Consider the following 12,817-nt stretch of genomic DNA (forward strand, 5'->3'; position numbering starts at 1 on the left):
GTCATTGGCGGGAATGACCCGCTCAGGCCCCTTCGTAGACCATGTAGACGTCGGCCCGCTCGTAATGCGAGCCCGGGCGGATAGCGGTCTGGCGGACAAAGCCCGCCCGCTCGTACATGCCAAGCGCCCGGCCGAGGCGGCTGTTCGATTCGAGGAATAGCCGCAAACCACCGCGATCTCGCCATGTCGCGATCGCGGCATCAAGCAGCAGGCGCCCCGCACCCAGCCCACGGAAGTTTTCGTCCACGCCCATCTTGGAGAGCTCATACACGCCCGCCCCCTCGTGCAATAGCGCGCACGTGCCGATCACTTCGCCCGCGTAGAGGGCGAAGAAGATGGCGCCCCCGTTGCTGATGACGAGGCGTTCCGGGTCAGCGAACAGGGTGCGATCCACGTCTTCCACGCGGAAGTGCCGCTCCAGCCATTGCTGGTTGAGGCGGCGGAAATGGTCGGCATAGGCCGCATCCCAGGGCACGACCTGGACGCCCTCGCGCGCCAGCGCTGCACGCTGTTCCAGCACCGTGGCCACCAGAGGCTTCTCCGCCAGCGCCTGTTCACAGCCATCAATGGCATCGAGCAGATCGAGCATGCGCGGCCCCAGCGATTCCGCCATGCCCCGGCGCAGCGCCAGCCACACCGGACCTAGCGCGCCCAGCGCCCGCTCACCGGCGTCGGTCAGCGCCAACACGCTGCGGCGGCCATCGCCCGGATCGCGCTGGCGCACCACCATGCCAGCCTCCACGAGGCGATCGGCGAGCTGGCTGACCGCGGAGTGCGTCTGCCCGATCGCCGTGGCCACCTCGGTGACCGTGGTCGGGCCCACGTCGCGCAGGAAGCGCATCACGGGAAACCAGCGCGACTCGATACCCGCCCCACTGGCACGGTAAACCTCATCCACGGCTTGGTAGAAGTAATCGCTCAGGGCCTTGAGGCGGCTGCCGATGGCAAGCTCGCGCAGGGAAGACAGATACATCGGGCATCCATGGGGGACGGGGGCGCAGAAGGCGAGGCTAGCTGTGGCGGGATGTCGCGCGCAAGCGACATCGCAGCATCTTCATGTCCCACAGGCAGCCGCCTCGGCTAAGGTGACTCTTTGTACCGCAGGTGATGGATCGCGCATGGACTGGAGCCAGTTCCTTATGTTCGCCGGGGTCGGCCTGCTGGCCCAGTTGGTCGATGGCGCCCTGGGTATGGCCTACGGGCTCGTTTCGAGCTCGGTGCTGCTCGCGCTCGGCCTGCCACCGGCGGTCGCCAGCACAACGGTTCACACGGCCGAGATGGTCACGACCGGCGTCTCGGGCGGTGCCCACGCCTTCTTCGGCAATGTGGACTGGAAGGCCTTCCGCCGGCTGGCGATACCCGGCGTCGTGGGCGGCGTGATCGGCGCATGGTTCCTGGCCAGCGTACCGGGCGATGCGATCAAGCCGTATGTCTACGCTTACCTGTTGATCCTGGGCGTGGTGGTGCTGGTCCGCGCCACCGGCCGCATCGTGTCGCACCACCGGGTCCGCTACAAAGGCGTGGTGGGGTTTTTCGCCGGCCTGCTCGATGCCATCGGCGGGGGCGGCTGGGGGCCGATCGCTACTTCCACGCTGCTTGCACGCGGCGGCAATGTGCGCCAGACGATCGGCACGGTCAACGCGGCGGAATTCGTCGTGACCATTGCCATATCGACCACGCTCATCGCCCACATGGGCGTGCAGCACTGGACGATCGTGCTGGGGTTGCTAAGTGGCGGCGTCATCGCGGCGCCGGTCGCCGCGTGGCTGGTGCGGCACCTGCCACCCCGTTACGTGATGGGCGCGGTGGGGTGCCTGATCATCGGGATCAGCCTGTTCCAGTTGGCCAGGCAGTTCCTGCGCTGAGCGGGTCGCGCGCAAGCGCGCTCCTACAAAAGCCTGCGCAGATCTCGTGTAGGAGCGCGCTTGCGCGCGATCCGGGTCCCTCAATACCAGCCGAGCACCTCGAGCTTCTCACCCAACGGCTTGCGCATCTTCTTCAACGTGCGGTTACTCGGGTTGACGAGCTTCGCCGCCTCTGCCGCCTTCAGCATGGCCAGGTCAGACACCGAATCACCATAAGCAACGGCCCACGGCCGGGCCACACCGGCGCGTTCGACGGCTTTCACCTTCATCCCATCCACGTTGTGGCGAACGAAGTGCACGCCGAACACGCCACCGCGCACCTGCGACGCGAGCAACTCGACGCCCTGCAGGTTTACCTCATCAAGGATCGCCTGCACGAGCGTGCCATCGTTGCCGGTGACGATGATGACGCGATCACCGGCTTCGATATGCCGGCGCAGCGTTGCGACACCATCGCGGACGAAGACGCCGGGGCGGCGCGCATAGGCGCGCGCGAACGCCGTGAGCAAGCGTTTGTAGGTTGCCTCTGTACGCCCGAATGTCACTACCCGAAGGAACGCACGCCCCAGGATGCGCGTGCCGGCCGCACTGCGCAGCATGAACGGGAGGAACGGCAGCCACGGAAGGCCAAGCAAGAGGCGCCAGCGACCGAAGCCTGCAAGCCGCTCGCGGAAGAACAGTTCCAGCGTCTGGTGGCGCACGATCACGCCATCGAAATCGAACAGCACGACGCGCCGCGCATCGACGGCGGTGTCGGGCACCGCCGCATCATTCCCCTGTGTCATGTGTTGCTCAGTGCTTGTGCTTGGGCGGATGGGTGGGGCCGTGTGCCCCGAACAGCTTCTGCAGTTCGGCACCCGGATCGGCCGCGCGCATGAAGGCTTCGCCGACCAGGAACGTGTGGATACCCTTCTCCCGCAGCATGCGCACGTCTTCGGGCGTGTGGATACCCGATTCGGCGACGATCGCGGTATCCGGACCCACGCGATCCTTCAACTTGAGCGACGTGCCCAACGATGTCTCGAACGTGCGCAGGTTGCGGTTGTTCACACCAATCAGCGGTACGGGCATGCCCAGCGCGATCTCGAGCTCTTCCTCATTGTGCACTTCCACCAGCACATCGAGATCCAGTTCGGCCGCCAGCAGCGACAGTTCGGTGAGGCGGCTTTCGTCGTAGACGATGTCGCCGTCGCTTTCCTTGGAGCCAAACGCCGAGACGATCAGCAGGATGCAATCGGCACCGATGACGCGGGCTTCATATACCTGGTACTCATGGATGATGAAGTCCTTGCGCAGGATCGGCAGGTTGCACGCTTCGCGGGCCTGGCGCAGGTAATCCTCGTGGCCCTGGAAGAAGTCGGCATCGGTCAGCACGGAGAGGCAGGTCGCGCCGCCGGCTTCGTAGCTGCGGGCGATGGCGGCAGGATCGAAATCAGGACGGATCAGGCCCTTGGAGGGGCTGGCCTTCTTGACCTCGGCGATGACCGCGGGCTTGCCATCATGGAGGCGCGCGTCGATCGCTGCGACGAAGCCGCGGGTTTCCCCGAGATCGGCGATCTGCGCGGCAAGGTCGTCCATCGTGCGCTTGCGGCTGCGCTCGGCGATCTCTTCCAGCTTACGGTCGAGAATGCGGTGGAGGATGTCGGGCATCAGTGTCGCTTCCTAGGGTAAGGCCGGGGGTGGGGATACCCCGACGATATCAGGCGCCAAGCCGCTGCGTCGCGGCTACGAACGCATCGATTTTTGCACGAGCGGCGCCACGGGCGATCGTAGCCCGGGCCAGGTCGATGCCGGCCTGGATGCTGGGCGCCACATCGGCGGTATACAGGGCGGCGCCAGCATTCAGGCAAACGATGTCATGCGGCACGCCCGGGACGCCAGAAACGGCATCCAGCAGCATCGCCCGTGATTCGTCGGCATTCTCCACCCGCAGGTTGCGGCTGGAGGCCATGGAAAGGCCGAAATCTTCGGGTTCGATCTCGTATTCCGTGACCTTGCCGTCGCGCAATTCACCCACCAGGGTGGCCGCGCCGAGGGAGATTTCGTCCATGCCGTCACGCCCCCAGACGACCATCGCATGGTTCGCGCCCAAAGCCTGCAGGACGCGGATCTGGATACCGACGAGGTCCGGATGGAACACGCCCATGAGGATATTCGGGGCGCCTGCCGGATTTGTCAGCGGACCCAGGATGTTGAAAATGGTGCGGACACCCATCTCGCGACGCACCGGCGAGACCACTTTCATGGCCGGGTGGTGGTTGGGGGCGAACATGAAGCCGATATCGACCTCTTCCATGCACACGGCGACCTGGGCGGGCAGCAGCTCGATCCGCGCACCCAGTGCCTCGAGCACATCGGCGCTCCCGGATTTCGACGACACGCTGCGACCACCGTGCTTCGCGACGCGTGCGCCTGCGGCAGCGGCCACAAACATCGAGGCAGTGGAGATATTGAACGACGAGGCGCCGTCGCCGCCGGTGCCGACAATGTCGAGGAAGTGCGGGTGTGGATTGACCTCCACCTTTGCCGACAGGTCGCGCATGACCCGCGCCGCGCCGGTGATCTCACCCACCGTTTCCTTCTTCACCCGCAGGCCGGTAAGGATCGCCGCGGTCATGAGCGGGCTCACGTCACCACGCATGATCTGGTGCATGAGCTCGATCATCTCGTCATGGAAGATCTCGCGGTGTTCGATCGTGCGCTGCAGCGCCTCGGAGGGGGTAATCGGCATGGAGCGTTCCAGGCGATGGATCAGGCGGCAAGCGGCAGCGGCATGCCAAGGAAGTTACGCAGCAGATCGTGGCCGTGCTGGGTCAGGATCGATTCGGGATGGAACTGCACGCCTTCGATATCGAGGGTGCGGTGGCGCAGCCCCATGATCTCGTCGATGGAGCCGTCTTCGCGTTCGGTCCATGCCGTGACCTCCAGGCAATCCGGCACCGAATCCTTCTCGACCACCAGAGAATGGTAGCGGGTCGCTTCGAATGGGTTGGGCAGGCCGGCGAACACGCCCTTGCCCAGGTGCTTCACCGGGGAAGTCTTGCCATGCATGATCTCGCGCGCCCGGATCACCTTGCCGCCGAACACCTGGCCGATCGCCTGGTGGCCAAGGCAGACGCCGAAGATGGGCAGCTCGCCCGCCAGTTCCTTGAGGATGTCGATCGAGACACCCGAATCATCCGGCGTGCCCGGTCCCGGCGAAATCATGATCCGCGAAGGCTTAAGGGCGCGGATATCCGCCACCGTCAGCGCGTCGTTGCGCACCACCTTCACTTCCTGCCCCAGCTCGCCCAGGTACTGGACGAGGTTGAAGGTGAATGAGTCGTAGTTGTCGATCATCAGGAGCATGGGCGGCCTAAATCGTTGTTTTTGCGCGGCAACACCGCGCGAACGGGCATGTGGGTGCCGAACGGGTGCCCCGCGGGTTGCAGCGGCATGGGGATGCGCTACCCGGGGGCTGGCGGGTCATTGTATGCCAAGGGTAGGGTTAGTCTCACACACCCTTCGCGACACCGCCGACAGGATGCCCGCCATGCGCAATCTCGACTTCAGTTCCTGGCAGGCCCTGCTTTCTACCTTTATCGGCCTGGCGGTGATCACCCTGATCGGCGTCGGTATCCGGCTGCTCGCCATGCAGGTGGTGCAGCAACGAAGGGAGCGGGCGAACCGGCAGATCAACGAACGGCTGCGGACGCTGATCGCGGCTTACAAGACGCTAGGTGGCTCGTTCACCGGCAACCTGGCCGTGGATCCTACCCACCTTCGGCAACTGCGCGAACGTGGCGCGGCGAACCTTGCCGCGGCGACCGGCAACGATCGTGCACGACGCGTTCGTGACGCGGTGGAAGCCGCGCTTTCCGACATCGTGCTGCTTGGCACGGAGAAGCAGGTAGAGCTCGCCGCGCATGCCGCGAACGAACTGGTCGCCGGGCGCCCCGTGCATATGGATGAACTTGTGGTTTCCCTGCGCGATTTCATCCGCGAGGTGCTGGATCTTGATCCTATTCCGCGAAGTGTCACCATTCCCAGGCAAGGCCCGGCTCGCGTTACCGCGCAAGGTGGTAAAGGCGGCGGAAACAAAGGCGACGGGGGTGGCAATGCGGGCGGTGGCGGGAAAAGTGGTGGAGGCATGGGTGGTATGGGCGGCGGGATGGCCGCAGGCGCCGGTGCCGGCCTCGGCCTGGGCGGTCTCGCCGCCGATGACGACACCCAACACCCTTCCTGATACCCACCCAAGCCCTGTAGGAGCGCGCTTGCGCGCGACATTCGCCTTACCGCCGCAGGTCCTGTGGCTCTTTCGCGAAAGATGTCGCGCGCAAGCGCGCTCCTACAGAGGGGTGCTGCTTTTAACCGATCTTTGCGAGGAGCTCTTCGGTGCTCGTCGTTTCGCCGAGACGCGGGAAGATGTTCTTCACGCTGTTTTCGTGCGCATCGGCCTTCAGGTCGGCCATCGCATCGGTGACGAGGACCACGTTGTAACCCAGCTCGCTCGCGAAGCGTGCGGTGGATTCGCAGCCGATGCTGGTGGCGATACCAAGGATCACGACCTGCTCGACATTGAGACTGCGCAGCCAGCGATCCAGATCCGTGGTCTGGAAGGCGCCCCAACGCTTTTTGGTGACGACATGGTCGGTCCCTACCTGTTCGAGCCGCGGGTCGAACGCCTTGAACGCCGGATCGTGCGGGACCTGAGGCACGCCATTATCGGTGCGACCCGGCGCGCCGGCATCGACATTGACGAGGACCACGTGACGACCGCTCGCACGGAAGGCACGGGCGATGGCTGCCGATTTCTCTACGACAGGATCCGCCGCCGAAGCGAGCGGCAGGTTGATGATGCCGTGCTGCAGGTCGATGACGATGAGCGCCGCGTTAGCGTCGAGTTGAGTGAGTGCCATGGATTGCTCTTTCAGGAGGGGGTGGGGGTTGTCAATCACGCGCGCACGGCGAAACGACCAAGGCAACGCCACGTGCCGCGCGCATCAGAACGTATCCTGTGTACTCATTTCGGCGAGGTTACGAAGTACCCGCGCGGCGACGGCGAGGTCATCGCGATCATGCGGTGACAACCGCGAGATCGCTTCCGTCAGCCACGCTTGCTTGGCCGTCTTGGTACGGCGACGCGCCTCTACGCCTTCGGCAGTCAGCGCATAAAGGAACTGCCGGCCGTCTGTGGGATGCGGCTCGCGTTCTACGAGGCCGTCCTGCTCCATCGTCGCTAGCGTGACGCCCATGGTTTGCGGCTTCACCGCTTCCGCGCGGGCGATATCCGCGGTGGAGGCAGGGCCGCCCGACTCGAGCCGGGCCAGGACCGCTGCCTGCGACCAGGTCAGGCCAAGGTTGTTGGATTCAGCGCGGACGCGGCGCACCAGCAGGCCGCATGCGGTGAGCAGATCGCTGGCGGCGATATCGACGGGGGACGGGGAATGCTTTGGCATGTCTTCAACGTAGGCTCTCCCCGAATCGATTACAAGGCAGACTTCCAAGTTTTACTTCGAAAGTTCTTGCCTATTTTTTCGCCGCAATGATCTCGCTCAAGTAATCCGGCGTGCCCTCGACGCGCACGAGATGCGGATACTGAAGGCCACCGTGATAATCCACGGGGATCGTCCGGAAGCGCCCCTGGTACTTCAGTGTGAGTGCGATCGGCGTCTTGCTGGCCGTGGCCGCGGTGATCGCGTCCTTCAGGACATCTTTCGAATAGGCCGTGCCGTTCACCGCGACGATCGTCGCGCCCGTGCTGACGCCCGCCTTGAACGCGGGGCCATCCCAGCGCACGTCGTTTACCTTGCCGGTGCCGGTGATCGTCAGGCCGATCGACCAGGTAAAGTTGAGCAGGTGGCGCGAACTTTCAGGGCGTCCGTCGTAGGCCTTCTCGAACTCGCTTTCCTTGTCGTCGTAAACGAGCTTCCAGCCCGTACCTGCAAGGCCATCCTGCAACGGCGGGTTAAGGCTGTACGCGCGCGCTTTCAGGAAGCTGGCCCAGTCGTACCTGGCCACGCTGTCCAAAGCGGCGACCACATCGTCAAACGTGTAGGTCTTCGGCACGTAGCTGCCGTTCTCCACGCCAAAGAAAGCACGCGCGAAATCGTCAAGCGAATGCTTGTCGTGCGTCAGGCTACGCAGCTTGGCATCCACCGCAAGCCACATCATCTGGCCACCGCTGTAGTAATCCTCGCTCATCTGCCAGCTACGGAATGGCAGGGGCGAACGGCGGGCGACGATGGGATCGTTGGTGGTGTCTTCGAGCGAGCGCCACTGGAAACCCTCGCGGTTCCTTTCGTAATTGGCGGCAACCATGGCCAGGCCGTCGCGGAACTCCTGCGGCGTCCACATACCGGCACGCGCTGTCAGGACGAAGCCCCAATACTGCGTCTGGCCTTCGTACACCCAAAGCAGCGAGTTACCCATGGGCACGTTGAAGTTCGGCGTCCAAAGGTCGGCCGGGCGGCGGAACTTGCCGTTCCACGAGTGCGTGTACTCGTGGGCGAGGAGATCACGCTCCGAGCCGTTCTCTGCCCATGCGGTGAAATAGTCGGCACCCAGGCCGTCTTCACTGGACTGGTGGTGCTCCGTGCCGTTGCCGGCCAGCTGGTCCGATAGCGAGAAGAGGAAGTCGTAATGGTCGTAGTGATGCGAGCCGAACAACCGCGTCGCCTGCGTCACCAGGTTGCGATGCACCGCGACCTGTTCCGGCGTCATCTCCAGGTACTTCGGCTCGTCGGCCACGACGTCCAGGTATACCGGCGCCTTGTCGCCCGGGTTCAGCGCGACGCGCTTGAAGTACTGCCCCGCGTAAACCGGGGAATCGACCAGGTTCTCGAACGTCACCGGTTTGAAGGTAGTGGTGTCGCCCGACGTGGAGGCGGTCTCCAGAGCGGTACCGAGCTGCCAGCCATGCGGCAAGGTCACGCTGGGTTCGAAGGTGATGCCGCGGGTGTAATACCCTGCCGGGTAGAGCGCGACCTTGCTCCACTCCATGGACATCATGCGGTCGGTGATCTCGAAGCTTGCGTCGTCTGCACGCTCGGACAGGTACTGGAAGTCCGCGTCGATCGACGAAACACCTTCCGGTACATCGACGTGGAAGGCGTAGACGTTGTACTTATCGCGCACCCATGTGAGCGGCTTGCCGTTGGCGCTGAGCCTGAGGCCGGCGAGCATCGCAATCGGGCCGGTCGGCGAGTGGTCGCCCGGGATCCACTGCGGGTACAGCAGGGTAACGGCGCCCGCCTTCACCGGCATGGACTCATGGACGCGGAAGATGCCCTGCGCCGTGTCGCTGGCATTCACACTGAGCGCGACGGTCCCGGCATACGGCGTGTCCTGTGGCGGCGGTGTCTGTTCGGTAGTCGCCTGTTGCGCGGAAGCGGCGTCAGCCGCAAAGGCGATAGCTAGCGCCAAGGCAAGGCGCAAGAACTTACTGGGGACTGAGGGCATGACGGGCTCGCGGAGTGGGTCTGTTCGCGGCAAGTATGGCATCACGGCGATCGCCTGCTTCAAAACGTTCCCGCCGCGTGCCCGCACCAGCAGTTTCAGCATCGATCACATCATGGAAACAATGATGCCCAAGGGTTAGTTGACGAAGAACGGCCGGACATACGCCCGGCCGTTCTTCGTCTATGGCGTTACTTACTTCGTCGCCAGGCGGTGGCTGCCCTGGAAGCGGTTCGCTGGCACGGTGGCCGTCGCCGTCAGCGCGAGCGGTGTGCCGAAGGCGTCGGCCACGTTGGCGGCGGCGAAGCCGGTACCGGTGCCCTGCCAGTCGACAATGCGACCGTTGGTGCCGCGCCACAGGATGTCCGCGACGCCGTCGCCATCGTAGTCACCGATACCTGCCAGGGAAGCACCTGCGGGGATGGCCTGACTGTGCTGGCCGGTGACCGCGAAGCCCTGCATGGTCCACCACGTGAGCTGCACGCCGGCGCTGTCTGTCCAGATCAGGTCCGTGGTGCCGTTACCGTCGACATCACCCACACCCTGGAGCACGGCGCCGACCGGGTGGGCCGGCAAGGCGTGTTCGACGAAGCCACCGCGGCGATCGGCCAGCCAGAGCGCCGTACCGGTGGAGTTGCTCCGCGTCCAGACGATGTCGGTGTAGCCATCGCCATCGACATCGGCGAGAACGGGGTGGCCGCCAGCAATGCCCTGCCGCGGCCATGACTGGCCGGTCACGATAATGTCGTTCTGGGTGACCGGATCAAGATCCAGTGCCCACCACACGACCTGCGAGGTCGCGGTGTCGAACCACACCAGCTTCTGCACGCCACTGTCGTCGTGCACACCCACACCCAACAGAGTCCAGCTGGCGGGGATGTCGCGATTCACCACGAAGGTGAAGTAGCTACCGCCGCCCGTGGAGACCCAGACGTTGAGCTTGTGGTTCGCATCCATCAGCAACACTTCGCCCGACTTCAGCGATAGCGCATCCAGGCCGGGGACGACATCGCCATAGCCCACGACGGTGAGCGACGGATCGATCGCCTGCGCCTGGTCATACAGGCTCACCGCACCCTTCATCGAGACGGAATGGAGGTTACCGCCATCGATGTAAGCGAAGTCACTGTAGCCATCATTCGTGAAGAGGTTATTCAACGAAAGGAAGTCCGCCGAGGCGGCATAGTTGCGCTTGGCCGGTGCGCTCCACGCCTTCACCGCATCGGCAAGGTTGCTGGCGTTGATCGAGCCGAGGCCAGTGGCCATGCTGTAGCCCACATTGGCCTTCCACGCAGGTACCAGCGTGTGCGTAGTGGTGTCACCACCCTCCACGATGCCGACGATGTTATTGAGCTTGTTGCCGGTGTCGCAGTTGATCGACCCCGTGCCACACGGCTGGACGATATCGCCCTCCACCACGTTATTGAACACGCAAGTGGGCGCGATCGTGTTGCCATTATTGGCGTTGCATGCCGTGAGCACCGCGGTATTCGGTGAACCCACCGTTCCGTACTGGCGCGCGGCGATGCCATAGAACGCATTGAGCGGATTGCCGATGCGTTCGCCATTCACCTGGTTAAGCAAGGCCTGCACGCCGGCCATGGCGGGTGCGGCGAACGACGTACCGCCCGCGGAGTTCGCGAATACCGAGTCCGGATCACGGAAATCACACGCCGTGCCGCCGTTGTCGGCATCGGACATGCAGAACACCAGCGCGTGGCCGTAGATGCCATTCGCCGAAAACAGCGAGATATCCGGGAGCGTCCGCGAGGTATGGTTCGTGGACCCATGGATGCCGATCTGCGCTTCCGGTTGTGCGAATAGCGTGCTCGGGCCACCGCCGGCACCGCCTACCTGGAGGAAATCCTGCCCACGGCCCTGGCTGTCATTACAGGCGGTGATGCCATCCTGGTAGCCCAGCAGCGTATACAAATGGCTGCTCGCGCAGCTGTTGTTCCAGGTCATCTCCGGGATGTAGGTCACGGCGGACTGGTATTTCGGCAGGTTGGTCGAGGTCCAATACGTGGATTGCTTACCCAGGTCGTTGAAATCCGTGCCGCCGATGGCAACCGCGGACGTCGATGCTGCGAGACCATTCACTGCCGCACCGTTCTGCGACCAGAACAGCGCACCCTGGTCACACTGCGTCGAGCCACCATCGCCGGACGAGACGAACACGCTCACGCCCTGTGCCGCGGCGGACGACCAGATGATGTCGGCGAGGTGGGCATCGGAGGCATCCGCGCTTTCGCAGGAGCCATAGCTGAGGCTGAAGATCGGCGGCGGCAGGCCCGTAGTGGTATCCAGCAAGCGGATCGCGGCGATGAACGGGCCGAACGTCGCGCCGTTATCCGCGCAGGAGGCGAGCACGACATCCGCATCGGGCGCCGCGGCACCGGCCCACTCCGCATCGAGGGCGGCTTCGCCCTCGTCGCCATTCAAACCCGGATCGGCACACGGCGAACCCTCGGCACCCGACGGGTGCACGATCGAGAAGCTTCCTTTGGCATTGTTCGGCAGGAACGCGGCGCGGAAGTGCGCCACGTCTTCGGGCTGCACGTTGGTGCGCTCCAGTACCACGATACTCTGGCCCGCGCCACGCACCGGCGTGTCACGCTGCCAGAGTGGATTGACGTTGTACACGGTATTGAAATCGGCGGGCACCATGTCGTACGAGGTGGCCGTGTTGACCGTACCCGGTGGCACGGTGAAATTCGGATTATCCGCCGCCGCGGTCGTGAACTTGCCAAGCTTGCTGTCAAGGCGAGCCTTGGCGATCGGTGTGTGTTGCGCCACGGGGAAGAAGTTATGTAGTGAAACACCCTGGACGAGCGGCGCTACCGCAGCAGGCACGCGCGCGTCGGTCGTGTTGGCGAAGTGTTGAGCCCCGTCGACCTGGTAAGCGTGGATCTCCGTCGCGAACGCCTTCGATACCGCGGCCGCGGTGCCCGACAGGGTGACGGTCATGCGGTCCTGCGACACACTGCCCACGGTGAGGCCCTGCCCCTGCAGCCACTGGCGCAGCGCCTGGATGTCCTGTGTGGACGGCCCGAATCGCTCCCCCAGCTCCTTACCCGTCAACCAATGCTGGAAATCCGGCGATGCCGGGTTGTTCTGCCTGGCGAGCAAGGCGCGGAACGCTTTCTCGTGATCGTCATCGCGCTTGAGCGTCAGGGTGATGTTGCCGATGGCCTGGCTGGCAGGTACGGCGCCGGCATCCTTGGCCGCAAGTGCCTGGCGCGGCCGCGAGCCGACCAGCGTGGCGTTGCTTGCGCCACTGATGGCACGGGCCAATCGCGGTGTCGAAGGGCTGGCCAGGGATTTCACGGAGGTACTGAAATCACTGGCGGAGGTGGAGAACGACAGGGCGCAACCTGCCGTCAGGCTCGCAAGCGCGAGCCATGCTGAAAACTTGCAAGACATGCAATGAACTCCCTTGGGCGAAGTGAAGGATCTTCACCGAGCTCCCTGCTCCCCATCCCGGCACCCCATGGATCTTGCCTGGCGTCAGAGTG

11 protein-coding genes are annotated in these 12,817 nt (G+C 64.3%); 2 read left to right on the top strand and 9 right to left on the bottom strand.

The genetic code is table 11. The annotated features are described in order from the left end of the window. Positions 1-22 precede the first annotated feature (22 nt). Positions 23-973 carry a helix-turn-helix domain-containing GNAT family N-acetyltransferase gene (locus VGN46_RS12800; protein ID WP_331644093.1) on the bottom strand — a complete coding sequence of 317 codons (951 nt, stop codon included), beginning with the start codon at positions 971-973 and terminating at the stop codon, positions 23-25. Between the two features lie 145 nt (positions 974-1,118). On the opposite strand from VGN46_RS12800, the gene VGN46_RS12805 reads away from it, so the two are divergent. Continuing rightward, positions 1,119-1,865 (top strand): sulfite exporter TauE/SafE family protein, encoded by a 747-nt coding sequence (locus VGN46_RS12805; RefSeq protein WP_331644094.1) that lies wholly within the window; start codon positions 1,119-1,121, stop codon positions 1,863-1,865. Between the two features lie 80 nt (positions 1,866-1,945). On the opposite strand, the gene VGN46_RS12810 is transcribed toward VGN46_RS12805, so the two are convergent. Genes VGN46_RS12810 through VGN46_RS12825 form a run of 4 tightly spaced genes read right to left on the bottom strand, consistent with a single transcriptional unit; the run spans position 1,946 to position 5,213 of the window. Further along, positions 1,946-2,650: an HAD family hydrolase gene (locus VGN46_RS12810; protein WP_331644095.1), complete on the bottom strand. Its 705-nt coding sequence runs from the start codon at positions 2,648-2,650 to the stop codon at positions 1,946-1,948. Between the two features lie 7 nt (positions 2,651-2,657). Further along, positions 2,658-3,515 (bottom strand): indole-3-glycerol phosphate synthase TrpC, encoded by an 858-nt coding sequence (gene trpC / locus VGN46_RS12815; protein ID WP_331644096.1) that lies wholly within the window; start codon positions 3,513-3,515, stop codon positions 2,658-2,660. A gap of 49 nt (positions 3,516-3,564) precedes the next feature. After that, positions 3,565-4,596 (bottom strand): anthranilate phosphoribosyltransferase, encoded by a 1,032-nt coding sequence (trpD, locus tag VGN46_RS12820; RefSeq protein WP_331644097.1) that lies wholly within the window; start codon positions 4,594-4,596, stop codon positions 3,565-3,567. 20 nt (positions 4,597-4,616) lie between these two features. Continuing rightward, positions 4,617-5,213 (bottom strand): anthranilate synthase component II, encoded by a 597-nt coding sequence (locus tag VGN46_RS12825; RefSeq protein ID WP_139979323.1) that lies wholly within the window; start codon positions 5,211-5,213, stop codon positions 4,617-4,619. Between the two features lie 184 nt (positions 5,214-5,397). Between VGN46_RS12825 and VGN46_RS12830 the strand changes: the two genes are divergently transcribed. Continuing rightward, a complete protein-coding gene (locus VGN46_RS12830) occupies positions 5,398-6,090 on the top strand; it encodes a hypothetical protein (RefSeq protein WP_331644098.1) in 693 nt (230 codons plus the stop codon). A 121-nt stretch (positions 6,091-6,211) separates the two neighbouring features. Here the strand turns inward: VGN46_RS12830 and VGN46_RS12835 are convergent, their stop codons facing one another. The 4 genes from VGN46_RS12835 to VGN46_RS12850 form a co-directional block, all read right to left on the bottom strand. Then, positions 6,212-6,763, bottom strand: coding sequence for an isochorismatase family protein (locus VGN46_RS12835; RefSeq protein WP_331644099.1), 552 nt, complete (start codon positions 6,761-6,763; stop codon positions 6,212-6,214). A gap of 84 nt (positions 6,764-6,847) precedes the next feature. After that, positions 6,848-7,303 carry a MarR family transcriptional regulator gene (locus VGN46_RS12840; RefSeq protein WP_331644100.1) on the bottom strand — a complete coding sequence of 152 codons (456 nt, stop codon included), beginning with the start codon at positions 7,301-7,303 and terminating at the stop codon, positions 6,848-6,850. Positions 7,304-7,373: 70 nt separating this feature from the next. After that, positions 7,374-9,305: a peptidase M61 gene (locus VGN46_RS12845; RefSeq protein WP_331644101.1), complete on the bottom strand. Its 1,932-nt coding sequence runs from the start codon at positions 9,303-9,305 to the stop codon at positions 7,374-7,376. 192 nt (positions 9,306-9,497) lie between these two features. Further along, positions 9,498-12,725, bottom strand: coding sequence for a protease pro-enzyme activation domain-containing protein (locus tag VGN46_RS12850; protein WP_331644102.1), 3,228 nt, complete (start codon positions 12,723-12,725; stop codon positions 9,498-9,500). Positions 12,726-12,817 lie beyond the last annotated feature (92 nt).

The organism is Luteibacter sp. (assembly GCF_036500425.1).
Classification (GTDB): Bacteria; Pseudomonadota; Gammaproteobacteria; order Xanthomonadales; family Rhodanobacteraceae; genus Luteibacter.

Excerpts from the sequence above, each read along its gene's own strand:
- VGN46_RS12800 (WP_331644093.1), bottom strand. The coding sequence starts at position 973 with ATGTATCTGTCTTCCCTGCGCGAGCTTGCCATCGGCAGCCGCCTCAAG.
- VGN46_RS12805 (WP_331644094.1), top strand. The coding sequence starts at position 1,119 with ATGGACTGGAGCCAGTTCCTTATGTTCGCCGGGGTCGGCCTGCTGGCC.
- VGN46_RS12810 (WP_331644095.1), bottom strand. The coding sequence starts at position 2,650 with ATGACACAGGGGAATGATGCGGCGGTGCCCGACACCGCCGTCGATGCG.
- trpC (WP_331644096.1), bottom strand. The coding sequence starts at position 3,515 with ATGCCCGACATCCTCCACCGCATTCTCGACCGTAAGCTGGAAGAGATC.
- trpD (WP_331644097.1), bottom strand. The coding sequence starts at position 4,596 with ATGCCGATTACCCCCTCCGAGGCGCTGCAGCGCACGATCGAACACCGC.
- VGN46_RS12825 (WP_139979323.1), bottom strand. The coding sequence starts at position 5,213 with ATGCTCCTGATGATCGACAACTACGACTCATTCACCTTCAACCTCGTC.
- VGN46_RS12830 (WP_331644098.1), top strand. The coding sequence starts at position 5,398 with ATGCGCAATCTCGACTTCAGTTCCTGGCAGGCCCTGCTTTCTACCTTT.
- VGN46_RS12835 (WP_331644099.1), bottom strand. The coding sequence starts at position 6,763 with ATGGCACTCACTCAACTCGACGCTAACGCGGCGCTCATCGTCATCGAC.
- VGN46_RS12840 (WP_331644100.1), bottom strand. The coding sequence starts at position 7,303 with ATGCCAAAGCATTCCCCGTCCCCCGTCGATATCGCCGCCAGCGATCTG.
- VGN46_RS12845 (WP_331644101.1), bottom strand. The coding sequence starts at position 9,305 with ATGCCCTCAGTCCCCAGTAAGTTCTTGCGCCTTGCCTTGGCGCTAGCT.
- VGN46_RS12850 (WP_331644102.1), bottom strand. The coding sequence starts at position 12,725 with ATGTCTTGCAAGTTTTCAGCATGGCTCGCGCTTGCGAGCCTGACGGCA.